This is a genomic window from Rugamonas apoptosis (genome assembly GCF_014042355.1).
GTDB lineage: Bacteria > Pseudomonadota > Gammaproteobacteria > Burkholderiales > Burkholderiaceae_D > Rugamonas > Rugamonas apoptosis.
Genome location: NZ_JACEZU010000003.1, coordinates 217879 through 241786, shown reverse-complemented (window position 1 = coordinate 241786; position 23908 = coordinate 217879). Strand labels below are relative to the sequence as shown.

Annotated in this window: 22 protein-coding genes; 12 read left to right on the top strand and 10 right to left on the bottom strand. The window is 65.3% G+C overall.

Going from position 1 to position 23908, the window contains the following annotated elements; translation table 11 throughout:
* Nucleotide 1: 1 nt before the first annotated feature.
* Entirely contained in the window at nucleotides 2-1090 is a 1089-nt protein-coding gene (alr, locus tag H3H39_RS07645; protein ID WP_182152772.1) for an alanine racemase, read from the bottom strand.
* A gap of 207 nt (nucleotides 1091-1297) precedes the next feature.
* Between alr and lplT the strand changes: the two genes are divergently transcribed.
* Nucleotides 1298-2560: a lysophospholipid transporter LplT gene (gene lplT, locus H3H39_RS07640; protein ID WP_182152771.1), complete on the top strand. Its 1263-nt coding sequence runs from the start codon at nucleotides 1298-1300 to the stop codon at nucleotides 2558-2560.
* 107 nt (nucleotides 2561-2667) lie between these two features.
* Here lplT and H3H39_RS07635 read toward each other — a convergent pair whose 3' ends face one another.
* From H3H39_RS07635 to tsaB, 4 genes are read right to left on the bottom strand one after another with little or no spacing between them, the layout of a single operon-like run.
* Complete coding sequence (locus H3H39_RS07635; RefSeq protein WP_311196872.1) at nucleotides 2668-3654, bottom strand: DUF1853 family protein; 987 nt, start codon at nucleotides 3652-3654, stop codon at nucleotides 2668-2670.
* Nucleotides 3638-4666 (bottom strand): uracil-DNA glycosylase, encoded by a 1029-nt coding sequence (locus tag H3H39_RS07630; protein ID WP_229217922.1) that lies wholly within the window; start codon nucleotides 4664-4666, stop codon nucleotides 3638-3640. The genes H3H39_RS07635 and H3H39_RS07630 overlap by 17 nt, the downstream gene beginning before the upstream one ends.
* Nucleotides 4663-5133 (bottom strand): ribosomal protein S18-alanine N-acetyltransferase, encoded by a 471-nt coding sequence (gene rimI / locus H3H39_RS07625; protein WP_182152769.1) that lies wholly within the window; start codon nucleotides 5131-5133, stop codon nucleotides 4663-4665. Before rimI ends, H3H39_RS07630 begins: the two co-directional genes overlap by 4 nt.
* On the bottom strand, nucleotides 5130-5858 hold the full coding sequence (gene tsaB / locus H3H39_RS07620; protein WP_182152768.1) for a tRNA (adenosine(37)-N6)-threonylcarbamoyltransferase complex dimerization subunit type 1 TsaB: 729 nt from the start codon (nucleotides 5856-5858) through the stop codon (nucleotides 5130-5132). The genes rimI and tsaB overlap by 4 nt, the downstream gene beginning before the upstream one ends.
* 147 nt (nucleotides 5859-6005) lie before the next feature.
* Between tsaB and H3H39_RS07615 the strand changes: the two genes are divergently transcribed.
* On the top strand, nucleotides 6006-6434 hold the full coding sequence (locus tag H3H39_RS07615) for a thioredoxin family protein (RefSeq protein ID WP_182152767.1): 429 nt from the start codon (nucleotides 6006-6008) through the stop codon (nucleotides 6432-6434).
* 89 nt (nucleotides 6435-6523) lie between these two features.
* Here the strand turns inward: H3H39_RS07615 and H3H39_RS07610 are convergent, their stop codons facing one another.
* Entirely contained in the window at nucleotides 6524-9649 is a 3126-nt protein-coding gene (locus H3H39_RS07610; RefSeq protein WP_182152766.1) for an EAL domain-containing protein, read from the bottom strand.
* 199 nt (nucleotides 9650-9848) lie between these two features.
* On the opposite strand from H3H39_RS07610, the gene H3H39_RS07605 reads away from it, so the two are divergent.
* Entirely contained in the window at nucleotides 9849-10355 is a 507-nt protein-coding gene (locus tag H3H39_RS07605; protein ID WP_182152765.1) for a DUF1993 domain-containing protein, read from the top strand.
* Nucleotides 10356-10403: 48 nt separating this feature from the next.
* On the opposite strand, the gene H3H39_RS07600 is transcribed toward H3H39_RS07605, so the two are convergent.
* Nucleotides 10404-10595: a DUF1289 domain-containing protein gene (locus H3H39_RS07600; RefSeq protein ID WP_182152764.1), complete on the bottom strand. Its 192-nt coding sequence runs from the start codon at nucleotides 10593-10595 to the stop codon at nucleotides 10404-10406.
* Nucleotide 10596: 1 nt separating this feature from the next.
* A complete protein-coding gene (locus H3H39_RS07595; protein ID WP_182152763.1) occupies nucleotides 10597-11157 on the bottom strand; it encodes a DUF1415 domain-containing protein in 561 nt (186 codons plus the stop codon).
* Nucleotides 11158-11463: 306 nt separating this feature from the next.
* Between H3H39_RS07595 and H3H39_RS07590 the strand changes: the two genes are divergently transcribed.
* The 3 genes from H3H39_RS07590 to H3H39_RS07580 all read left to right on the top strand — a co-directional run bounded on the left by H3H39_RS07590 (nucleotide 11464) and on the right by H3H39_RS07580 (nucleotide 14562).
* Nucleotides 11464-12831 carry a transglycosylase SLT domain-containing protein gene (locus H3H39_RS07590; protein WP_182152762.1) on the top strand — a complete coding sequence of 456 codons (1368 nt, stop codon included), beginning with the start codon at nucleotides 11464-11466 and terminating at the stop codon, nucleotides 12829-12831.
* 180 nt (nucleotides 12832-13011) lie between these two features.
* Entirely contained in the window at nucleotides 13012-13803 is a 792-nt protein-coding gene (fabI, locus tag H3H39_RS07585; RefSeq protein ID WP_182152761.1) for an enoyl-ACP reductase FabI, read from the top strand.
* A 105-nt stretch (nucleotides 13804-13908) separates the two neighbouring features.
* A complete protein-coding gene (locus H3H39_RS07580; protein WP_182152760.1) occupies nucleotides 13909-14562 on the top strand; it encodes a UPF0149 family protein in 654 nt (217 codons plus the stop codon).
* A gap of 22 nt (nucleotides 14563-14584) precedes the next feature.
* Here the strand turns inward: H3H39_RS07580 and H3H39_RS07575 are convergent, their stop codons facing one another.
* A complete protein-coding gene (locus tag H3H39_RS07575) occupies nucleotides 14585-14821 on the bottom strand; it encodes a hypothetical protein (protein ID WP_182152759.1) in 237 nt (78 codons plus the stop codon).
* Nucleotides 14822-14942: 121 nt separating this feature from the next.
* Nucleotides 14943-16148: an NHL repeat-containing protein gene (locus H3H39_RS07570; protein ID WP_182152758.1), complete on the bottom strand. Its 1206-nt coding sequence runs from the start codon at nucleotides 16146-16148 to the stop codon at nucleotides 14943-14945.
* Between the two features lie 380 nt (nucleotides 16149-16528).
* Here H3H39_RS07570 and H3H39_RS07565 point away from each other — a divergent pair, with 380 nt between their 5' ends.
* The 6 genes from H3H39_RS07565 to H3H39_RS07540 all read left to right on the top strand — a co-directional run bounded on the left by H3H39_RS07565 (nucleotide 16529) and on the right by H3H39_RS07540 (nucleotide 23902).
* A complete protein-coding gene (locus H3H39_RS07565) occupies nucleotides 16529-17932 on the top strand; it encodes a DEAD/DEAH box helicase (RefSeq protein ID WP_182152757.1) in 1404 nt (467 codons plus the stop codon).
* 216 nt (nucleotides 17933-18148) lie between these two features.
* On the top strand, nucleotides 18149-18619 hold the full coding sequence (locus H3H39_RS07560) for a MarR family winged helix-turn-helix transcriptional regulator (protein WP_182152756.1): 471 nt from the start codon (nucleotides 18149-18151) through the stop codon (nucleotides 18617-18619).
* Nucleotides 18620-18629: 10 nt separating this feature from the next.
* Entirely contained in the window at nucleotides 18630-20075 is a 1446-nt protein-coding gene (locus H3H39_RS07555; RefSeq protein ID WP_182152755.1) for an MFS transporter, read from the top strand.
* Nucleotides 20076-20086: 11 nt separating this feature from the next.
* The gene (locus H3H39_RS07550) at nucleotides 20087-21049 is read left to right on the top strand and encodes a LysR substrate-binding domain-containing protein (protein ID WP_182152754.1); all 963 of its coding nucleotides are present in this window, start codon (nucleotides 20087-20089) and stop codon (nucleotides 21047-21049) included.
* Between the two features lie 256 nt (nucleotides 21050-21305).
* Nucleotides 21306-22592 carry a Glu/Leu/Phe/Val family dehydrogenase gene (locus H3H39_RS07545; RefSeq protein WP_182152753.1) on the top strand — a complete coding sequence of 429 codons (1287 nt, stop codon included), beginning with the start codon at nucleotides 21306-21308 and terminating at the stop codon, nucleotides 22590-22592.
* A gap of 77 nt (nucleotides 22593-22669) precedes the next feature.
* On the top strand, nucleotides 22670-23902 hold the full coding sequence (locus H3H39_RS07540) for a malic enzyme-like NAD(P)-binding protein (RefSeq protein ID WP_182152752.1): 1233 nt from the start codon (nucleotides 22670-22672) through the stop codon (nucleotides 23900-23902).
* The last annotated feature ends 6 nt before the right edge of the window (nucleotides 23903-23908 follow it).

Below are 23908 nucleotides of genomic sequence, written 5' to 3'. Positions count from 1 at the left end.
ATCAGCCTTCGACCACGCGCACGCGCGGCGCCAGCGCGCACATGAGTTCATAGCCGATGGTGCCGGCCGCCTCGGCCACTTCGTCGATCGGCATGCCCTTGCCCCACAGGGTCACGGCGCTGCCCACGCGGGCCTGGGGAATCGGGGTCAGGTCCACCGTCAACATGTCCATCGAGACGCGCCCCACCAGGCGGGTACGCACGCCATCCACCAGCACCGGGGTACCCAGCGGCGCATGGCGCGGGTAGCCGTCCGCGTAGCCGCAGGCCACCACGCCCACCCGCATCGGGCCGTCGGCCTGGAAGCGGCTGCCGTAACCGACCATGTCGCCCGCTTCAATATCCTGGATGCCGATGATTTCGCTGGCCAGCGTCATGGTCGGCAGCAGGCCGAAATCGGCCGCACTCTTGCCGCCCGGCGTGCCGCCGTACAGCATGATGCCGGGGCGCACCCAGTCGTTGGCCAGCACGTCGGCCAATTCACTGGCCTGCAACACGCCGGCCGAATTGGACAGGCTGCGCGCGCCCGGCAAACCAGCCGCGCCAAGCTCGAAGCGGCGGATCTGTTCGCGGATCGGCAGGCCGGGGTGGGCCAGTTCGTCGGCGTTGGCGAAATGCGTCATCATGGTGATCTCGCCCACGCAATCGAGCGCGCGCAGGCGCGCATGGGCGGCCGCGAAGGCTTCCGGCTTGAAGCCGAGGCGGTTCATCCCGGTGTTCATCTTCAAGTGCAGGTTCAGCTTGCGCGGCAGCGTGGCCGCCTCCAGCCAGGCCAGCTGCTGTTCGCAGTGGACGGCGCCGTTCAGGTCGTACTGCGCCATGGTGTGCAGGTCGGACGCGTCGAAAAAGCCTTCCAGCAGCATGATCGGCTTGCTCCAACCCAGCTCGCGCAGGCGCACCGCGTTGTCGAATTCGATCAGGGCCAGGCCGTCGGCCGCCGCGAAACCGCGCATGGCCCGTTCCAGCCCGTGGCCATAGCCATTGGCCTTGACCACGCCCCAGGCTTTGGCGTGCGGCGTGCACTGTCGGGCGCGCGCCAGGTTGTGCTGCATGGATTCGAGGTGGATGGTTGCAACTATCGGCCGTGGCATAGGAAATCGAGGCTGGGTGAAAGAAGCCGTATTTTACCGGAGCCGGTCGGTTCTGCGCGGGTCCACTTCGCACGCCGTGCTGGGACCACCGGGGACACGCCGCGCGACCGCCACGGCCATAAGGCATATCAGGGTCGTTGCCGGTTTGCTTCGGATCGCAGGGCATTTATGGTATAAAGCATGCCAGATAAGCTTTCAGGTCTCAGTATGAATCGTGGTTTTTATACCATCATGGCAGCGCAGTTCTTTTCGTCCCTGGCGGACAACGCGCTGCTGTTTGTTGCGATTGACCTGTTGATCAGCATGAAGTCGCCCGGCTGGATCACGCCGCTGCTGAAATTGTCATTCGTGCTGTTTTATGTGCTGCTGGCCGCATTCGTGGGGGCGTTCGCCGACTCGCTGCCCAAGGGCCGGGTCATGTTCATCGCCAACCTGATCAAGATCGCCGGTTGCGCCCTGATCTTCTTCAACGTCCACCCGCTGCTGGCGTACGCCGTGGTGGGCTTTGGCGCGGCCGTCTATTCGCCCGCCAAATATGGCATCCTGACGGAACTGCTGCCGCCGGAAAAGCTGGTGGCGGCCAATGGCTGGATCGAAGGCTTGACAGTCGCTTCCATCATCTTCGGTACCGTCATGGGCGGCATGCTGGTGAGCGGCCGCACCTCGGCCTTCCTGCTGGGCTTTGACGTGCCCTTCATCGACACCGGCATCGACACGCCGACGGAAGCGGCGCTTTGCGTGGTGGTAGGCATCTACGTGCTGGCCACCCTGTTCAACCTGAAAATTCCCGACACCGGCTGCAAATACCCGCACCAGGAGCACAATCCGATCAAGCTGGTGAGCGACTTCGCCAACTGCTACGGCCTGCTGTGGAAGGATAAGCTGGGCCAGATTTCGCTGGCCGTGACCACCCTGTTCTGGGGCGCGGCGGCCACGTTGCAGTTCATCGTGCTGGAATGGGCCAAGAAATCGCTGCATCTGCCGTATGACAAAGCCACCAGCCTGGTGGGCGTGGTGGCGATCGGCGTGGCCGCCGGCGCCGTGCTGTCGGCCTGCTTCATCTCGCTGCGCAAGTCGCTCACCGTGATCCCGCTCGGCGTCGCCATGGGCGGCATCGTGATGGGCATGACGCTGGTCCATTCCGTGTGGCTGGCCTACCCGCTGCTGATCCTGGTCGGCGTGCTGTCTGGCTTCTTCTTGGTGCCAATGAACGCCCTGCTGCAACACCGCGGCCACGTGCTCATGAGCGCAGGTCATTCGATCGCGGTGCAGAACTTCAACGAAAACCTGTCCATCCTGACCATGCTGGCGATCTACTCGCTGATGCTGCGTGTGCACCTGGAACTGGACGCCATCATCATCCTGTTTGGCCTGTTCGTGGCCGGCGTCATGCTGTTCATCATGCGCAAGCACGCGGCCAACCAGCGCGAGCACGATTCACTATCGCTGATCGGCGAGATGAAACACTAAGAGGCCGTTTCAAAAAGCCCGTGGCTTTGTTGTGGCGCCTCGCCGTGCAGGCGCACTGTCTTCGTCGCCACGCCTCGCCACGGCCATTTTGAACCAGCCTCAAAAAATCAGGATGGCAGCGTGCCGGCCAGCCGGCGCGCCACCGCCTGTGCGCGCCAATCATCGGGCACCACGAAGCCGCGCGCACGCTCCACCCACCAGCCATCTTGCGGAACCACCACCGCCACCATCTGCGGCGTGGCCACGGTCGCCATATGGCGCGCCAGGACCTGCTGCAATTCGGCCCGGTCCAGCACCGGGGCCGTAGCCAGCGGCGCCTTCATGGGCGCCAGCCATTCCAGGCGCGGCATCAATATGAAGCGCTCCCCTTCCAGCGCCGCCGACTCGGCCAGCGTGAACCAGAAACCGTGGCAATGCGGTTGCGAGATGCCTTCCAACGCGCGCCGCACGCCACCCGGATAAAACAGCCAGCCCTTGACCAGCGCCTGCGCGCGATCGACCGGCTGCGGCAGCAGCGCCTGCGCGGCCGGATGGCTGGCCAGCACCAGCTGTTTGTCGAGGATCTTGCGCATCTTGGCGCCCAGCGTATCGGCCAGGTTGGGGCCGATCAGGCAATTGAAACTGCCGTCATCGGCATCCCATGGCGGCGCGCTGTCGAACAGGTAGAACTTGGTGGCCAGCTCCCAGTGCAGCAACCGGCCGCCATCGCGCAGCAGGAAGTCGAATTCGCCCACCGTGTCATTGCGGTTGGCGCGCACCTGCAGGCCGTGCGCGGCCAACATGCCGTGCTGCTGAAAATAGAAGGCCATCAGCTTCTCCGCATACAGGCCCAGACGGGAATAGAAACGCTGGCCCAGCGCGGCGTCCAGCGGCGCCGGATCGGCTTCCAGCGCGGCCAGCCAATCGGCCACGGCCGGCGTCACCGCGCCCAGCATGGCGATACGGCCCCGCCAGTGCGGCGAGGCCGGGTCCAGCAGGTCGGGTGCGTCCAGCAGCCAGGCCAGCGCCCGCACATGGGAACGGGTCAAATGGCCCCAGCGGCGCTCGAAACGCGCCTGGAAGTTGTCGTCGCCGGCGTCAGGCGGCGTGGTCACGCATGCCCCTGGCCAGGCACAGGTCGGCCCATGCCTTGGCCTTGTCTTCCGGCCGCCGCAGCAGGTCGGCCGGATGGTAAGTGGCGACCACGGGCAGCGCGCCATGGCGATGCACCTTGCCGCGCGAGGCCACGCCCAGCAAGCCCTTGGCGGCGGCCTGGCCGAAGGTGAGCACCATGCCGGCGCCGGTCAGCGCCAGTTCCCGCTCCAGGAACGGACGGCAGGCCGCCACTTCGTCCGGCGAGGGTGCGCGTTCGGCGCCATCGTCGCCAGCCGGGCGGCATTTGACGAGGCCAGTCAGGTAGACGTCCGTTTCCGTTGTCAGGCCGATCGCCTTGAGCATGTTGTCGAGCAGTTTGCCCGCTTCGCCGGCCACGGCGCGGCCTTCCTTTTCATCGAGCCGGTTCGGCGCGGCAGTGACCGCCATCCATTGCGCGCCCGTGTGGCCCCGTCCCTGCACGGTGGCGCGGCGCGTGGCACACAGGTCGCAGCGGGTGCAACTGGCGATGGCCTGCTTGAGCGCCGGCCAGTCCATGGCGGCGATGGCTTCCTCGCTGACCGGGGCCGGACGGGCGGGTGTGGGCGCATCATCGAACCAGGCTGTGGAATCGTCATCGGCGAGGTCGGCGGCCGATGCGTTGGCTGCGTCGAGCGCATCTGGCTCGGGGGCGGCCATGGCGGCGGCCATCGGCGCGGACACGGCTGGCGTCTCAGCCTCGCGCGCGGGCGCCTGCACTGGCGCGGGCGCGGCCACGGGGACAGGCGCGGGCGCAGCTGCGGGAGCGGTGGGAGCAAATGTCGGTGCGGCCACCGGTACGGCGGCGGACATAATCTGCGCCGCGGAGACGGCTGGCGCTGCGGGCACGGGCGCCGCCACCTGCACCGCCGGCGCATCCATTACCTCACCGGGCGCGGCGTCCGGCTGCGACGGTGTTGGATGGCGCAACTGCCACAGGGGGCCGACGCCCATCTCATCGAGAAAGGCGGAGCTGCGGACAGACTGCTGACTCATAATCCGAACCGCATGACGATCGCGTCCTCGCGTTGCTGATTGGCGGCCGGGTAGTAAGCCTTGCGCCGGCCGATCTGTTGGAATCCATAGCGCTGGTAGATCTCCAGCGCCCGCGTGTTCGAAGGCCGTACTTCCAGCAGCACCGATTCCATGCCCAGCCCGCGCGCGCACGCGACGGCCTGGTTCAGCAGGAAGCGTCCCAGCCCCTGCCCCTGGCGCTCGGCCGACACGGCCACGTTAAGCAGATGGGCTTCATCGACAATGGCCATCAGCAGGAAATAGCCCAGCAACTCGCCGCCCGCGTCGCGCAATACCCAGGCCTGGTAACCGCTAGCCAGCGAATCGTCGAAATTGGCGCGGCTCCACGGGTGTGGATAGACGGTCTGCTCCAGCGCCACCACATCTTCCAGGTCGGACGATTGCATCGGCTCATACTGGAGCCGGGCCAGATCCCACACTGGCTTCATGCGCCAGCCCCATCCGCCTGGGCCGCCTTGGCCGCCTGCATGTCACGGCGTTCGGCGCTGGTGTAGGCGATCTTGTTGCGCAGGTAAAGCGGCTGCGCCTCGGCGGCCGACACGGCATGGCCGGCTGCGAACGCCACGGCGGCCAGCTGCGCGATCTGCGCCGCGTGCGGCATCACCTCGCCGTGGGCCGATGGCGCGCAGGCCAGGCCGGCCAACGCCTCGGCATAGGCCGCGAAGCCATTGCCGCAGGCGACAGGCTGGCCTTGCGGCTGCACCGCCTCAGGCGCTGCCAGCGCCGGCGCCAGCACCACCGCTGGCGCCACCGCGCCCGCGTCAAAGCGATACTGGGCCCAATAGACCTCGCCCATGCGCGCATCGAGCACGGTCAGCACCGCGTCCGCACCATGTTGCTGATGGCAGGCCAGCGCCATCGCGTCCAGCGTCACCACCGGTACCACGGGCAAACCGGCGCCGAACGCCAGCCCCTGCGCCACGCCGCACGCGGTGCGCACGCCGGTGAAGGAGCCGGGGCCGGAGCCGTAGGCGATGGCGTCGCATTGCTGGAGCGCGATGCAAGCTTCGGCCAGCAGCTCCTGCACCATCGGCAAAATGGACTGGGAATGGGTGCGCACGCCGGAAGAAGCGCGGGCGATGACGGCTCCATCGCGCAGCAGCGCGCAGGAAGCCAGTTCGGAGGAAGTTTCAATGGCAAGTATCGTAGGCATCCCGTATTTTAACCCGCACTCTCCTGATTCGGGCCATACGCGGCCCTTTTGAACGCCACTTCCAGGCCTCCCCCCCTCCGCCGCAGGCTTCGCCCATGTAGAATGTGAACGTTTGGCGCCCCGGGCGCCTCCGATAGCCGATTTCCCATGCACAGCCTGACCCTCAGCTCCGACAATCACCACGACATCGCCGCCGCCCTCGCTGGCGAGCGCTGGATCGTCGCTTGCCTCTGCGCCGCCTGGTGCGGCACCTGCTCCTCGTACCGCGCCACCTTCGACGAATTGGCGGCGCGCCATCCCGACAAGTGCTTCATCTGGATCGATATCGAGGATAACGCGGACGTGGTGGGTGAGCTGGACGTGGAGAATTTCCCCACCCTGTTGATCCAGCATGGCGAACAGGTGGCCTTCTTCGGCACCATGCTGCCCGACGCGGGTCTGGCGCACCGTCTGGTGCAGGCCCAATCAGCCCACAGCGCTGAGGAATTGAACGCGCTGACGGCCGCCAGCGAGGAACGCCGCCAGTGGCAGCGCGACTGCAACCTGCGCACGCTGCTGCGCGCCGCGCACACCTGACGCACGCGCACACGGCCTGCGACGACAATGTCGGCCCAGCGGCTAGCGAGTACGGAGCTGGCCCGCCGGCCGCCCGCTGAAACGGCGCCTTACGCGGGCACGCGCCAGCGCAGCAGCATATCCTCGGCCAGCAATGGCTTGCTGTACAAATAACCTTGCGCCAGACGGCAGCCCTGCCGCAGCAGGAAGGCGGCCTGATCTTCCGTTTCCACCCCTTCCGCGATCACGGACAAATTCATGCTCTTGCCCAGCTGGATGATGGCGATGGCGATCGCCTCATCGTTCACGTCCGTCGAAATATCCTGGATGAAGGAACGGTCGATCTTCAGCGTCTGCACCGGCAACTGCTTGAGGTAGGCCAGCGAGGAATAGCCGGTGCCGAAATCGTCAATCGCCAGCCCCACCCCGATCGAGTGCAGGTCATTGATGAAATTGAGCGCGTCGCCCGTGTTCATGATGACCGACTCCGTCACCTCCAGCTGCAAGCGTTCCGGCTCCAGCCCCGTCTCGCGCAGGATCTCGGCCACCATGTTGACGATGCTGCCCCGCTCGAACTGCTTGACCGACAGGTTGACGGCGATCTTAGGCACATGCAACCCGGCGTCCTGCCAGCGCATCATCTGGCGGCAGGCCTCGTGCAGCACCCACTTGCCCAGCTGGTTGATGAAGCCCGTGTCCTCGGCCAGCGGAATGAAGCGCACCGGCGGCACCGGCCCCAGCTCCGGATGGTTCCACCGCACCAGCGCCTCCACGCCCACCAGCCGTCCCGTGTCGATCTCCACCTGCGGCTGGTAGTTGAGGAAGATCTCCTCTTTCTCGATCGAACGGCGCAGGAAGGTCTCCAGCCGCAAGCGCTCCACGCCCTCGCCCGTCATGGACGGCGCGTAGAAGCTGTAGCCATTGCGCCCGCGCGCCTTGGCCTGGTACATGGCCACGTCGGCGTTGCGGATCAGCATATTGAGGTCGGTGGCGTCGGTCGGGAACAGGCTGATGCCCACGCTGCAGGTGACGAACAGTTCGTGCCCCGCCACGATGAAGGGCTGCTCGAACATGGCCACCAGCTTGTCCGACACCAGGCCGGCGCCGTGCTGGCCATCCACATTCTCCAGCAGCACGATGAATTCATCGCCCCCCAGGCGCGCCAGCGTGTCGCCTTCGCGCAGCTTTTCCTGCAGCGCCTTGGCCACCTGCTTGAGCAGTTCGTCGCCGATGTGGTGGCCCAGCGTGTCGTTGACGTTCTTGAAGCGGTCCAGGTCGATGAACAGCAGCGCCAGTTGTTCGTGGTCGCGCGTGGCCCGCTGCAGCGCGTGCTGCAGGCGGTCGTTAAACAGCAGGCGGTTGGGCAGCGCCGTGAGCGGATCGTGGTGCGCCAGGTGGTCCAGCTTCTCCTGCGACTCCTTCACTTGCGTGATGTCGCTGAACACGCCCACGTAGTGCGTGGTCTGGCCCCGGTTGTCGCGCACGGCGCTCACCGTCAGCCATTCCAGATACAGCTCGCCGCTCTTGCGCAGGTTCCAGATCTCGCCGCGCCAGAAACCGGTGGTCACCAGTTCCGTCCACAGGCTCTGGTAGAACGCGTCGTCGTGGCGGCCCGAGCGCGTGAGCGTGCGGTCCCGGCCCAGCGCCTCCTGCTCGCTGTAGCCCGTGATCTGGGTGAAGGCCGGATTGACGGCGACGATCTTGCCGGCCGCATCCACCACCATCACGCCGTCGGCGATGTGTTCCAGCACCGTGGCCGACAGGCGCAGCTTTTCCTCGGCCTCCTTGCGGGCCGAGATGTCGGCATAGACCCAGATGCTGCCCTCGTTGGGGCGGTTCTGGTCGATCGCGCAGCCGCTCACCATGCACCAGAACAGGCTGCCGTCCTTGCGCCGGTAGTTGCGTTCCTCGCTGAAGTAGTCGCCCGAGGCCAGCGACGAGTACTGGCGCGCGCCGGCCGCCTCGAAGTCAAACGCGTTGGGGAACACGATGGCGGTGGAGCTGCCCGTCATGGCGCCCGGCTCGTAGCCGAACAATTCCTCGCAGCGGCGGTTGACGGAGACGATGGTACGGTTACGCACGAACATCACGCCGAACATCACGTTATCGAGAATCGCGCTTTGTTCGGCCAGCAGGGCTTCGATGCGCATCTCGTTATGCTTGCGCTGGCTGATGTCGGAGATGATGCCGTCCACCCAGGGCGAATCATGGTCGCCGTCCGCCATCTGCGGCTGGCCATTCTCGGCCACCCAGCGCTCGATGCCGTTGGCGTCGGTGATGCGGTATTCGATCTCGTACGGCTGGCCATCGCGCACGGCCTGGGCCACGCAGCGACGCTGCGCCTTGCGGTCTTCCGGGCAGATCAGGTTGGCCCACGCGTGGGTGGTGCTGCGCATGAACTGGGCGGCCGAGTAGCCGCAAATGCCTTCGATGGCGTCCGACACGAAGTCGATCGGACCATCCGGCCGGAAGCGGAACACGGCGCCCGGCACCTGGGTCACGATGGTGCGGAAGCGTTCCTCGCGCTGGCCGATATCTTCGAACAGGTGCTTGATGGCCACCCGCATCTGCTCCAGCTGGCCGGCCAGGCGCCCCAGTTCATCGCTGCCGGTCAGGTCGAGCTGGGTTTCGAAGTCGCCATGGGACAGGCGGTCGGAAAAGCGCATCAGCTTGCGCAAGGGCTTGATCAGGCGCTTATTCAGGAACAGTATGATCAGCAGCAGCGACACGGTGAGCTGGGCCGCCAGCACGAACACATAGGACAGCTGCTTCTCGCGCAAGTCCTGCTGGCTGCGCGCGTCGTCCATCTCGACCATGATGCGGCCGATATGTTCGCCCCGCACCAGGATTTCGCGCTCGGCGCGGAACACGTGGCCGGTGGCGCGGCGCGGCGACTGCACGCTGATGAACTGGGTATCGGCCTGCCCCGTCACTTCCACCTGCAACACCGAACGGTCGCGCATGACGGATTCGACCAGCGAATGGGCCGATTCCGCATTCATGTTCCACAGCGATTCCTGCATGCCCAGCGCCAGGATGTCGGCGTTGCGCTGCAGCGCCTCGTTCAGTGCCACCTTGGCCGACTGCTGCTCGTGCACGCCGATCAGCAGGTAACTGCCTATCATGGCCGGAATCACCAGGCCGCCGAACACCACCAGCAGCAGCGCGCCATAGATGGACAGGCCGTACAACGCGGTCAGCCGCTGACGCACCTGCTGGTAGAGGGCACTGGTCATGCACGTGACGCGCCGCAGCGGCCTGTTTTATCAGTTTGCATCATCAAGCTGGTTGGTCGATTCGTTGTTCTATACAGAATTATGCACGGAAAGACACGCAAAAGTCATCCGCCGGCGCGCCTGATGGCACAGTTCGGTCGCCGCCAGCAAAAAAACCGCAGGCAGGCTATGATCTGCGCTCCCAACCTGAGGAATCGCCATGACCCTATCCATGTACTCCGCATCCGTGCCAGTGTTCAAACAAATACTGAACAGCTTGCTGGCCATCCTCGACAAGGCCGAAACCCACGCCGACGAGAAAAAAATCGACCCGCAAGCCCTGCTGCAATTCCGACTGTATCCGGACATGCTGCCCTTCATCCGCCAGATCCAGATCGCCTGCGACTTCGCCAAAGGCTGCAGCGCGCGCCTGGGCGGCGTGGACGTGCCCGCGTTCGAGGACAATGAGCGCAGCTTCGCCGACCTGAAGGCGCGCATCGTCAAGACGCTGGCCTTCATCGACACCGTGCCGCAGGAACAGATCGCCGGCAGCGAGGAACGCGCCATCACCACCGGCAGCGGCGAGAAGACCAAGCACTTCACGGGCCAGGCCTATCTGCTGCATTACGCGCTGCCCCACTTCTTCTTCCACGCCACCACGGCTTACGACATCCTGCGCCACAACGGCCTCGATATCGGCAAGAAGAACTTCATCGGCACCTATTAATTAGTCGCGGCGGACGGCGGCGCCCAGGCCGCCATGCCGCGTCAGACGTCAGGTGTTGCGGCGCGGGTAACCCTGGGCCAGGATACGCTGCCACACCACTTCCTTCTGATCGGCCGTCATGGCCACCCAGTGCGCCACCTCCACCACGCTGCGCCCGCAGCCGCGGCAAATCTCGTCGAAGGTGGTGGAACAGACGGCCACGCACGGCGTGTCGGGCCGCACCGGCAAATCGTTGCTCATCCTATTTCACCTTCAATCCCAGCTTGTCCCAGCCTTCATGGCCCAGCGCTTCCAGGGTTGCGATATTTTTCTCGAAAATGTCGCTGGCTTCAGGGAAGGCGTCCACCGCCCGTTCCACGCTCTCCTCGCGCAGCAGGTGCAAGGTCGGGTAGGGCGACCGGTTGGTGTAGTTGCTGATATCGTCAGGCGCCGTGTCGGCGAACTGGTATTGCGGGTGGAAGCTGGCCACTTGCAGCTCGCCTGCCAGGTCCATGTCTTCCAGCGCGGCGTCGGCCACGTCCAAGAATTCGTTGTAGTCCTGGAAATCGGTCAACACATTGGGGTGAATCAACAGCGTGGTATCGACCGCTTCCGGGTCCGCGTCCGACAAATATTGCAATTCATCCATCAACGTGGACAGCAGCGCTTCCGGCGTGTCGGCGTCGCACACCACGTAGCGCACCTGTTTCTTGACGTGCACGGCTTTCGCGAACGGGCACAGGTTCAGGCCGATAACGGCCTTTTCCAGCCATTGTTCAGTCGCGGCGATGATGCCGGCGTGGTCGTCGGTGGTGGTGTTCATGTTATTCCTGGATTCAAAACCCGAATTGTACGCACTCTTTGCGCCATCTCATATATAGATCACGCGCCGCTTGCGCCAACGCCCGGTCCGGTCCATGCTGGCCCTGTGGCAACGTCCACCACCCATGTTTTAGCCTGAATTCCACGACAACTGTATTGTACTCACCGGCAATTATTGCCAAATAGCACTAAGCCACCGTACCGTCATGCGGCTGACATATTGCTTGACTCAGCCAATCGACCTTCGTACACTCCACGTTTATTCATGTCCGCTCGGTTATTTCCCCGCCGACAACAATGGAATACTATGCAAGCACGCAATAACACTTCCGCTGCACTGGCGGCGCTGGCCCTGATGCTGGCTCCCGCGCTGAGCCAGGCCGCCGACATGGGCGCGCTGCCCGCCCCGGCCTCCCAGCCGGCCGCGGCCAAGGCCCCCGACACCACTTTCACCAGCAGAACCGACAGCAAGCAAGCCCGCCCCGCCAGCGAAGACGCGCTGCGCGAGACGGACGTGTGGGGCCGGATCCGCTCCGGCTACGCCATTCCCGACCTGGACAACCCGCTGGTGGCCAAGCACATCACCTGGTACAGCAGCCGTCCCGATTACATGGCCCGCACCACGGCGCGCGCCTCGCGCTACCTGTTCCACGTGGTCACGGAACTGGAAAAGCGCGGCATGCCGACCGAACTGGCGCTGCTGCCTTTCATCGAATCCGCCTTCAACCCGCAAGCCCTGTCGAGCGCCAACGCGGCCGGCATGTGGCAGTTCGTGCCCGGCACGGGACGCGACTTCAACTTGAAACAGAACGTGTTCAAGGACGAGCGGCGCGGCATTGTGGCCTCGACCGACGCCGCCCTCACCTATCTGCAGCGCCTGTACGATATGTTCGGCGACTGGCAACTGGCGCTGGCCGCCTACAACTGGGGCGAAGGCTCGGTGCAGAAAGCCATCCAGCGCAACCGCGCGCTGGGCAAGCCGACTGATTTCGAAAGCCTGGCCGAGCTGATGCCGGCCGAAACCCGCAACTACGTGCCCAAGCTGCAAGCGGTCAAGAACATCATCGCCAATCCCGGCCAGTACGGCCTGACCTTGCCGCTGGTCGACAACCAGCCCTACTTCACGGCCGTCGACAAGACCAGCGACATCGACCTGACCATCGCCGCCCACCTGGCCGAGCTGTCGGTCGATGAATTCAAGGCCCTGAACCCGCAGTTCAACCGCCCCGTCATCACGGGCGGCGAACAGACCAAGATCCTGCTGCCGCAGCAGAACGCGGAAAAGTTCCACCTGAACCTGGCCCAATGGGGCCGCGCCCTGTCGACCTGGACCACCCACAAGATCACCACCGCGCGTGAGCGCATCGAAACCCTGGCCTCCCGGTTCCACACCACGCCGGAAGTGATCCGCCAGGCCAACAACATCCCGCAAAAGACCGTACTCAAGGCTGGCTCCACCATCCTGGTGCCCAAGCTGGCCACCTCGGCCAACGTGGATATCGCGCCGGAAGTGGCCGACAACGCGGTGGTGGCGCTGGAAGCGGACCGCGGCAACAAGCGCGGCCGCGGCTACAAGGCGGCCCGCCACCACGGCGACGACGATGAGGCACCCGTCAAGCTGGTCAAGGCCCACGTCACCCGTTACCACAAATCGCGGCACCGCAACGAAGACTGATGCCCGTGTTGGCCGCGATGAAAAGTTGCCATCGCGGCGCGCACGCCCTACAATCTCGGTCTTGCGGCAGCCAGACCTTGAGCGCGCACAGTCCTGGCCACCACTACCAAACAACCCATACTGTCGCCGTCGCCGCCTAGCGGGTGGCGCTACGGCGCAGCAGTAGCAATCGGAGTCCATATGGCGTTCTTGCAAGGCAAAAAAATCCTCATCACCGGTTTGCTGTCGAACCGTTCCATCGCTTACGGCATCGCCAAGGCTTGCCACCGCGAAGGCGCCGAGCTGGCTTTCACCTACGTTGGTGAACGCTTCAAGGACCGCATCACCGAGTTCGCCGCCGAATTCGACAGCACCCTGGTATACGATTGCGACGTCTCCAGCGACGAGCAGATCGCCGCCCTGTTCACCGACCTGGCGAAAAGCTGGTCGCAGCTGGACGGCCTGGTGCACGCGATCGGCTTCGCGCCGCGCGAAGCGATCGCCGGCGAATTCCTGGACGGCCTGACCCGCGAGAACTTCCGCATCGCCCATGACATTTCCGCCTACAGCTTCCCGGCCATGGCCAAGGCCGCCCTGCCGCTGCTGAAGGAAGGCTCGTCGCTGCTGACGCTGTCGTACCTGGGCGCCATCCGCGCCATTCCGTACTACAACACCATGGGCCTGGCCAAGGCGTCGCTGGAAGCGTCGGTACGCTACCTGGCGGAAAACCTGGGCAAGATGGGCATCCGCGCCAACGGCATTTCGGCCGGCCCCATCAAGACCCTGGCCGCCTCCGGCATCAAGGACTTCGGCAAGCTGCTGGGCTTCGCCTCCTCGCACGCGCCGCTGCGCCGCAACGTCACCATCGAGGAAGTGGGCAACACGGCCGCCTTCATGCTGTCGGACCTGGCTTCCGGCATCACGGGCGAAATCACCTACGTGGATGGCGGCTTCTCCCACGTGATGGGCCTGAACGCGGAAGACTACACCTGATCGCCCCCCTGGCGCATCGCACCAGCCGCCCCGCCGGGCGGCTTTTTTACATCCGGACCGGCCGCGCATGATGTCGCGGCCGGCCCACCTGCCCCCGACACCACCATGACCACCACTGCGCTCGCCACTCCCCTGTCCGACGATGAATACGAGGCGCTCGGCGCGCTGCTGGCCACGCCCGGCGCGGCCATCCATGACGTCTCCACGCTGGAAGGATTGTTGACGGCCATCGCCACAGCCGCCACGCCGCCGGCGGAAGCCGAATGGCTGGCCCAGGTGTGGCCAACGGCGCCGGCGGACGCCGACAACGCCGAACGGCAGCGCGCCACCAGCCTGGTGCTGCGCCATTTCCACCACCTGCGCGCATGGCTGGCCAGGGACGCGGCCAGTTTCGAACCTATTTTCCACTGCGGCCCGGAATGGGGCATCGCGGCCTGGTGCCAGGGCTTTATGGCGGGCCTGGAACTGGATGCGGCCGGCTGGGCGCCGCTGCAGGCCGCGCAGCCGGACTGGTTCGCGCCCATGCGCGAGCTGGCCGCGTCGGACGGACGCGAACCGCCCATGCCGGACGAGGAAACGGAAAAGTGGATGGATGCCGTGGCGCCGGCCATCATCGCCATCCATGGCACGCGCTCACCGCAGCAAGGCGGCGCGGGCCGTCCGGCCCAGCGCGCCACGCCCAAGGTGGGCCGCAACGACCCCTGCCCTTGCGGCAGCGGGAAAAAGTACAAGAAGTGCTGCGGCGCGGCCGACGCCTGACGGGGCGCGGCGCCGCGCCTGCCTAATCCGAGCCGCCCAGCGCCAGGGCGATCTTGTCCGTCTGCGACGCCTGCGCGATCGCTTGCCGCACCCTGGAGTGCTTCTTGACCGCCGGCGCGGGCGCGGGCGATGCTACGCTCACCGGCTCCAGCGCCGGCTTGGGCGCCGTCATGTCGCGCATGACCTGCATCGCGCCGAGGGCGGCGCCCAACGCCACCCCGCCGACGATCATCAAATGGGGAACACTCCTGCCGCGCATGATAGTCTCCTCGCGCCAGCCATGGTTTGCTAGCATTTGGAAAGTTATTAACGTTATGCTTTTTATAAAGTATAGCGACTCATGCGCGTTTGTTTCTCTCCAATCTACACAAGCAGAAAAATCACAGCGTGATCTTCCATACCTGCACCGGCGACGACCATCCAGTGCCCGCATACAGCGTGCCGTTACCATCGGACACCAGCGTCATGATGTAGGGCATGCTACCGTTGGCGAAGTGCATGGCCTCCACCGTACCGTTCGGCGCCACGCGCACGATGGCGCTGTCGGTCGCCGCATAGATGTTGCCATGGTCGATGGCGATCGAACCATCGACCGGGATGATGCGCTTGGGAATTTTGGCCACCGTCGTCACCGTGCCGTTGGGCAAAATCTTGCGGATGGCGTCGCTGTCGTTGACCAGCAGCGCACCACTGGCATCGAACACCATGGCGCATGGGCCATGGAAGGCCGCGTTGACGCCCACGCCATCGTTGCCGTCGCCGGAGCCGCCACCGGCCAGCACGCTGACCACGCCGGCCGCCGATATCTTCAGGATGCGGCGGTTGTCGAAATCAGCCCGGTACACGGTGCCGGCGCCATCAACCAGCAACTGGCCGCCCTTGTTGACCATCACCTTGCTCCAGTCCGGGCCCCAGGGCTGCTCGGCGCCGTCCGGGGTGCGGCGGTACAGCACATTGCTGATGCTGTCGGTGCCGTAGATATTGCCCGTCCCATCGACGGCCACGCCTTCGAACGTGAGCGCGATGGAAGCCGGCAGCGTGCTCACCACGCCGGCCGGCGTGATGCGGCGCAGGCGGCCACGGTCGGTGCCGATCAGGTTGCCCGCGCCATCGAGCGTCAACTGGTACAGGCCGCCGAAGCGGGCCTGGTCGCCCGTGCCATCCACCGGATCATAGGCGCCCATGGTCGACGGGCCGGCAATCAGCTGCGCGGCCACCGTCACGCCGGGCGCAGCCGCGCTGGCCACCACGGTATTGTCAGCCTTGCCGGTGGACGACGACGGCACCCGCACCACGGCACCAGCCGTCACGTTGATCGTGTTGTCCGAACCGTTGATATTGACGGTGCTGCCATTGGAGGTGACGATGGCGCCGGACGGCACCAGCACTTTCTCGCCGGCCGCCATGGTATGGCTGCCGCCGGCCGGAATGATCTGCACCCCGTTGGCGCCCGTGGCGGGCGTATTGATGGCCGGCGCCACGACGATGGGGCCGCTGGGCACGCCCGCGCCGCCGCCGCACGCGGCCAGTGCCAGCGCCACCACGGCGGCCAGGTAGTTGCGGGAAGTTTTGCGCGAAGTTGCCATGATGAATATGCAAAAAATTAAGTAACAGGCATCTTACTATGAAATAACAAGCTTATCTTTTTGAAAATTAGAAAAGTACGTCCATAATGAAATGCATATTTAGGCGTGCAAGAACAGTGGAAATCAGGTATAGTTCTGCCTCTGCGCTGCATGACAGCAGTCGCCCGAAAAATAACTAGCAGCTTCGCAAGCCTTAGCGCATCACACTGATGTCGCTTATAAAGCCCTCCCGCCTTGTGTGTCGCACCTGACACCGTCCCGGCGCAAAGCTTTTGTGCCGAAATTTCTATCGATTTAGATTGAGTCATTTCGTTTTGGTTGGCGTTGCTATTTCGCGTTCTGCTTGTTTGCACGAACGCTGATTTTTACGAAAGAAAAGAATGACATTTGAAGCACTTGGTCTCAACACGTCCATCATCAAAGCCCTGACCGACGCCGGCTACACCAAGCCAACTCCGGTGCAAGAGCAGGCGGTACCCGCCGCTATCGCGGGCCAGGACTTGTTGGTATCCTCGCAAACCGGTTCCGGCAAGACGGCGGCCTTCATGCTGCCGTCGCTGCACCGTTTGTCCGCGTCCGAGCCAGCCGCCGCCGGCAAGACGCCCAACCAGGAAATGCAAGCGGCGCGCGCCCGTGGCGAGCGCCCCCGTTTCAAAGCTGCACAGCCAAAAATGCTGGTGCTGACCCCGACCCGCGAACTGGCCCTGCAGGTGACCACCAACACCGACAAGTACAGCGTCAACCTGCGCCGCCTGAAGGCCGTCTCCATCCTGGGCGGCATGCCTTACCCTAAGCAGATGCAACTGCTGGCCAAGAATCCTGAAATCCTGGTGGCCACGCCAGGCCGCCTGATCGACCACATGGAATCGGGCAAGATCGACTTCTCGCAACTGGAAATCCTGGTGCTGGACGAAGCGGACCGCATGCTGGACATGGGCTTCATCGACGACATCGAAAAGATCGTCGAAGCGACCCCGGACACCCGCCAGACCATGCTGTTCTCGGCCACGCTGGACGGCGTGGTGGGCAACATGGCGCGCCGCATCACCAAGAACCCGCAAGTGATCCAGATCGTCAGCGCCGCCAACAAGCATGAGAACATCACCCAGCGCGTGCACTTCGTGGACGACCTGTCGCACAAGAACCGCCTGCTGGACCACCTGCTGCGCGACGACTCGCTGGACCAGGCCGTGGTGTTCACCGCCACCAAGCGCGACGCCGACACCATCGCCGACCGCCTCAATATCGCCGGCTTCTCGGCCGCCGCGCTGCACGGCGACATGCACCAGGGCGCCCGCAACCGCACCCTGGACAGCCTGCGCCGCGGCCAGGTCAAAGTGCTGGTGGCGACCGACGTGGCCGCACGCGGCATCGACGTGCCCACCATCACCCACGTGTTCAACTACGACCTGCCGAAGTTCCCCGAGGACTACGTGCACCGTATCGGCCGCACCGGCCGCGCCGGCCGCAACGGCCTGGCGATCTCGCTGGTGAACCACGCTGAAGGCATGAACGTGAAGCGCATCGAGCGCTTCACCAAGCAGCTGATCCCGGTCAACGTGATCGAAGGCTACGAGCCAAAGAAAACGGCCGCGCCGCGCTCCACCTCCCGTCCAGGCGGCTGGAAACCGGGCGACAACCGTGGCGGCGCCAAGCCAGGCCAGCGCACCTTCAGCAAGCCGAACGCACCGCGCCGTGACGGCGCCGGCGCCGGCGGCGGCGGCTACAAAGGCAGCAACCCACGCAGCACCGACGGCGCCCGCCGCAGCTACGGCGACCGTTAATCCGGTTTATCGCCCGGCCTGACGGCAGCGCACAACCACCCCTCCTCGCGGACGGGTGGTTTTTTTACGCCCGGAATCCGGGGCGGCGCCTGCCGGCGGCGTCAGTGCCAATTCACGCTTGCAAATCTGGCCAAATAGCATATACTTGCGCACTCAAGTATTAATCAACAATGAATCAAGCAGTACGCAAACATCCCGGGACCAGCGAGGCACACCATGAGCGAACACAACAACGACTCCACCGACACCATCAGCCCACAACTGGAGGTGGCGCTGCGGCTGGCACGCGCCCAGGCGATGCTGGTGCGCCGGCTCGACACCACGCTGGGCGGCCACCACGGCATCAGCTTCAGCGACTTCATGCTGCTGTTCTACCTGCACCGCGCGCCGGGCGGCCGCTTGCGCCGGGTCGACCTGGCCGAACGCCAGGGCCTGACGGCGTCCGGCGTCACCCGCACCCTGCTGCCGCTGGAGAAAATCGGCCTGATCGAGCGCCAGCAAGACCCGCGCGACGCGCGCGTGGGCTATGCGGCCATCACGGCCACCGGCCGCGAACTGCTGGCCCACGCCACCGTCATCGCCCAGCAAACCAGCGCCGAACTGTTGCGCAGCTGCCCGCCCGAACAACTGGCCGCGCTGTCGGCCGTGCTGGGCCAGATCGCCGGCATCGGCCCATCGAACTCCTGAGGAGTACACCATGGCCGTGCCCGCGTCCGCCCCCGACCCACAGCGCGCCACGCTGCTGCGCGATCCGAACTTCCGCTGGCTGCTGCGCGGCGGCGCCATCTCCATGCTGGGCGACCAGTTGACCATGCTCGCCCTGCCTTGGCTGGTGCTCAAGCTGACGGGCGACACCCTGGCCCTGGGCCTGGTGATCGCCCTCATGAGCGCGCCGCGCGCCTTGTTCATCCTGATCGGCGGCGCGCTGGTGGACCGCCATTCGCCCAAGCGCGTGCTCATGCTCAGCAAGTACGCCAACGCGCTGCTGCTGGCCATGCTCACGCTGCTGGTGCTGAACAACGCACCCACGCTGACCTTGCCCCTTGGGCCATCGCTGTCCATCACGCTGGCCCTGAACCCGCACGTGACGCTGTGGCTGGTGTACGCGCTGGCATTGGGCCTGGGCCTGGCGCAGGCGTTCGGCATCCCCTCCGGCACCTCGATCCTGCCGCGCGTGGTCGCGCCGCAGCGGCTGGAACAGGCCAACGGCATACTGATGGGGATGCGCCAACTGACCACGCTGGCCGGCCCGCTGCTGGCGGCCCTGCTGATCGCGCTGGCCGGCGACAGCGGCGGCGCCGTGCGCGACGCGCTCGGCCTGGCGCTGGCGTTCGGCTTCGATTGCGCCAGCTTCCTGCTGTCGGCATGGACCCTGGCCAAGGTGCGCGAACTGCCCGACGCCTCTGCGGCGCAAACGGCACAGACGGCACTGACGGCGCGCGCGGCCGCGACGCCTGATAGCGCGGGCGCGGCGCACACCGGCAACGGCCGGCAACCGTCGGTCTGGCGCGCCGTCGGCGCGGGCCTGGCCATGGTGTGGCGCGACACGGCACTACGCCTGTGCTTCAGCTATTGGGGCATCGTGGCCCTGTTCATCGGCGGCGCCATGCAAGTGGCCCTGCCGGCGCTGGGCAACGAACGGCTGCATGGCGCCACCGCGTTCGGCCTGCTGATGGCGGCCAATGGCGCCGGCAGCCTGGCCGGTATGGGCGCCGCCGCCATCGCCGGCGCGCGCCTGCGCATGGCCAGCTTCGGCGCCATGGTGCTGCTGGCCGACATGGCGGTCGGCGCACTCGTCATGCCGCTGGGCCGCATCGACCGCACCTGGCAAGGCGCCTTGCTGCTGCTGGCCATCGGCGCCGTCTCGGGCTATATGCAGGTAGCCGTGTTCACCTGGATACAGCGCCGAGTGCCGCCCCACATGATGGGCCGCACCATGAGCATCTTCATGTTCATCTTCATGGGACTGGCGCCGTTGTCGGCTGCCGCCACCGGCTGGCTGCTGCAATCGATCACGCTGGCGCAACTGTTCGCCGGCGGCGGCGCCACGCTGATCGCGCTGGCCACGCTGGCCTGGCTGTTCACGCCCATGCGCGCGATCCGGGCCAGCGCCACCGCCCCCACCACCGCCCAGCAAAATTAAGGAGCAATACGATGGAAACCAAATGGCTGGAAGACTTTATCTCGCTGGTGGAAACCAATAACTTCAGCCGCTCGGCGGCGTTGCGGCATGTGACGCAGCCGGCCTTTTCGCGCCGCATCCAGTCGCTGGAAAACTGGTTGGGCACGGACCTGATCGACCGCACCTCCTACCCCACCCGGCTGACGTCGGCCGGCATCGTGTTCTACGAGCAGGCGCTGGAAATGCTGGCCCAGATCAACGGCGCGCGCGATATGATGCGCAACAAGCGCGCTGCCGCCCTGACCAGCATCGACCTGGCCGTGCCGCACACGCTGTCGCTGACCTTCGTGCCGAAATGGCTGTCGGCGCTGGAGCAGGATTTCGCCCCCATCAAGAGCCGCCTGATGGCGCTCAACGTGCACGACGCCGTGCTGCAACTGGTGGAAGGCGGTTGCGACCTGCTGCTGTGCTATCACCATCCGCGCCAGCCGGTGCAGCTCGATCCGGGCCGCTACGACATGCTGGTGATGGGGCGCGAGGCGCTGCGTCCCTACGCACGCTGCGACAAGATGCGCACCCCGGCCTACGCCCTGCCCGGCGCGCCGGACGCGCCGCTGCCCTTCCTGTCCTACACCAACAATGCCTACCTGGGCCGCATGGTGGACCTGATTCTGGCCGACGCCAAGCAGCATCCCTACCTCGATCCGCGCTATGAAACGGACATGGCCGAAGGCTTGAAGATGATGGTGCTGGAAGGCCGCGGCATGGCCTTCCTGCCTGAATCGGCCGTCACGCGCGAGCTCAAGCAAAAGCAGCTGGCATGCGCCGACGGCGGCAATGGCGGCTGGGACATCGAGATGGAAATCCGGCTCTACCGCGAGCGCCCATCGCCCCAGCGGCGCGGCAAACCCATCGTCGAACGGCTGTGGGAGTTCCTGGAAATGCAGCAGAAAAAGGCCAATCGCAAGCGCCGCACACCAGTCTCGGAACGCTGATCCGGGCGCTGCCCACGCTGCGCGCACGGCGTGGGTAGTGCCTTGATTTTGTGTCGGTTTCGGGGTTTTTTGAAGGAAAATCCAACCCCGGAAAAGCACGCTCGTTCATGCACCGTCGCGGTGCACAACTATGCAAATTTTGCATAATCGAATGCGCATACAGCATTGGCCGGGCTAACTCGTCCAAGCCTATGATTCGTCCCACTGATCGCAGCCATAAACCGCGTCACTTCCCGAATCCATAGGAGTAATGAGCATGACCACCCAACACGCACTGCCTTCCTACCTCAACGCCGACGACCTCGGTCCTTGGGGCGTCTACCTGCAGCAGATCGACCGCGTCACCCCGCACCTGGGTAACCTGTCGCGCTGGGTCGAAACCCTGAAGCGCCCCAAGCGTATCCTGACCGTGGACGTGCCGATCGAACGTGATGACGGCTCGATCGCCCACTACGAAGGCTACCGCGTGCAGCACAACATGTCGCGTGGTCCCGGCAAGGGCGGTGTGCGCTTCCACCAGGACGTGACCCTGTCCGAAGTGATGGCCCTGTCGGCCTGGATGACGGTCAAGAACGCGGCCGTCAACGTGCCCTACGGCGGCGCCAAGGGCGGCATCCGTGTCGATCCAAAAACCCTGTCCAAGGGCGAACTGCAGCGCCTGACCCGCCGCTACACGAGCGAGATCAGCCTGATCATCGGCCCTACCAAGGACATTCCAGCACCGGACGTGAACACCAACGAACAGGTGATGGCATGGATGATGGACTCCTACGCCATGATCGAAGGCAACCTGTCGACCGGCGTCGTGACCGGCAAACCAATTTCGCTGGGTGGCTCGCTGGGCCGCCGCGAAGCGACCGGCCGCGGCGTGTTCGTGGTGGGCCGCGAGGCAGCCGCCAAGCGCGGCGTGAAAATCGAAGGTGCACGTGTCGCCGTCCAGGGCTTCGGTAACGTCGGCGGTGTCGCTGCGACGATGTTCGCGGAAGCCGGTGCCAAAGTGATCGCGGTGCAGGACCATACCGGTACCGTGGTGCATCAAGGCGGCCTGGATATCCCAAGCCTGCACAAGCACGTGGCCGAATGCGGCAGCGTGACCGGCTTCCCGGGCGCTGAAGCGTTCCTGGACCGCGATGCATTCTGGGATGTCGAATCCGAGATCCTGATTCCAGCCGCGCTGGAACAGCAGATCACGGCCAAGAACGCACCACGCATCCGCACCAAGATCATCCTGGAAGGCGCCAACGGCCCTACCACGCCGGAAGCGGACGACATCCTGACCGACAAGGATGTACTGATCGTGCCGGACGTGCTGGCCAACGCCGGCGGCGTGACCGTGTCCTACTTCGAGTGGGTGCAGGACTTCTCCAGCTTCTTCTGGAGCGAGGACGAGATCAACGCCCGCCTGACCCGCATCATGCAGGAAGCGTTCAACGCCGTGTGGACCGTGGCGCAGGAGAAGAAGGTCACGCTGCGTACCGCCACCTTCATCCTGGCCTGCACCCGCGTGCTGCAGGCGCGTGAAGTACGCGGCCTGTACCCATAATCCAGGGTAGATTCAAGTATGCGCCTGCACGAGTAAAACTTGTGCGGGCGTTTTTTCCATTCACGGAGACCGACAGCATGAGCAGCATCGAACAAAAGGCGCTGGCCTATCACAAGGCCGGCGGCGCCGGCAAAATCGCCATCGAAGTGACCAAGAGCGTCAGCACCCAGGACGACCTGGCGCTGGCCTATTCGCCCGGCGTGGCCGCGCCTTGCGTGGAGATCCAACGCGATCCGGCCAAGGCGTATGACTACACGGCCAAGGGCAACCTGGTGGGCGTGATCACCAACGGCAGCGCCGTGCTCGGCCTGGGCAACATCGGCGCGCTGGCCGGCAAGCCCGTCATGGAAGGCAAAGTGGTGCTGTTCAAGAAGTTCGCCGGCATCGACGCCTTCGACATCGAGATCGACGAGCGCGATCCGGACAAGCTGGTCGAGATCATCGCCGCGCTGCACCCGACCTTCGGCGGCATCAACCTGGAGGACATCAAGGCGCCCGAGTGCTTCTACATCGAGCGCAAGCTGCGCGAGCGGCTGGCCATTCCCGTGTTCCATGACGACCAGCATGGCACCGCGATCGTGGTCGGCGCCGGCATGCTCAACGCGCTGGCCCTGACGGGGCGCGAGCTGGCCACCGCCAAGGTGGTGTGCTCGGGCGCGGGCGCGGCGGCCATCGCCTGCCTGGAATTGCTGGTGGACCTGGGCGCCAGGCGCGAGAACATCTTCGTCTGCGACAGCAAGGGCGTGCTGACCACGGCGCGCGAACTGGATGGCGAAAAGGCCGCCTGGGCGCAAGCCACCTCGGCCCGCACCCTGTCGGAAGTGATCGTGGGCGCCGACGTGTTCCTGGGCGTGTCCGGGCCCGGCGTGCTGTCGCCGCTGGACGTGGAAAAGATGGGCAAGTCGCCCATCGTGTTCACGCTGGCCAATCCGGAACCGGAACTGCGGCCCGAACTGGTGCGCGAAGTGGCGCCGGACGCCATCATCGCCACCGGCCGCTCGGACTATCCGAACCAGATCAACAACGCGCTGTGCTTCCCTTACCTGTTCCGCGCGGCGCTCGACTGCGGCGCCTCCACCATCAACCAGGAAATGAAGCGCGCCTGCGTGATGGCGCTGGCCGAGATGGCGCGCGGCGACGCCCGCTTCGGCAAGGATTATGTGGTGCCGGGCTTGCTGGACCCACGCCTGCTGGGCGGCGTGACGCCGAAAATCGCGGCGGCGGCCATGCGCAGTGGCGTGGCCCGCAAGCAGGTTGACGAGGCGGAGTACGCGGCCAACCTGGAAGACCTGTCCGCTTCACTGCTGTAACGACGC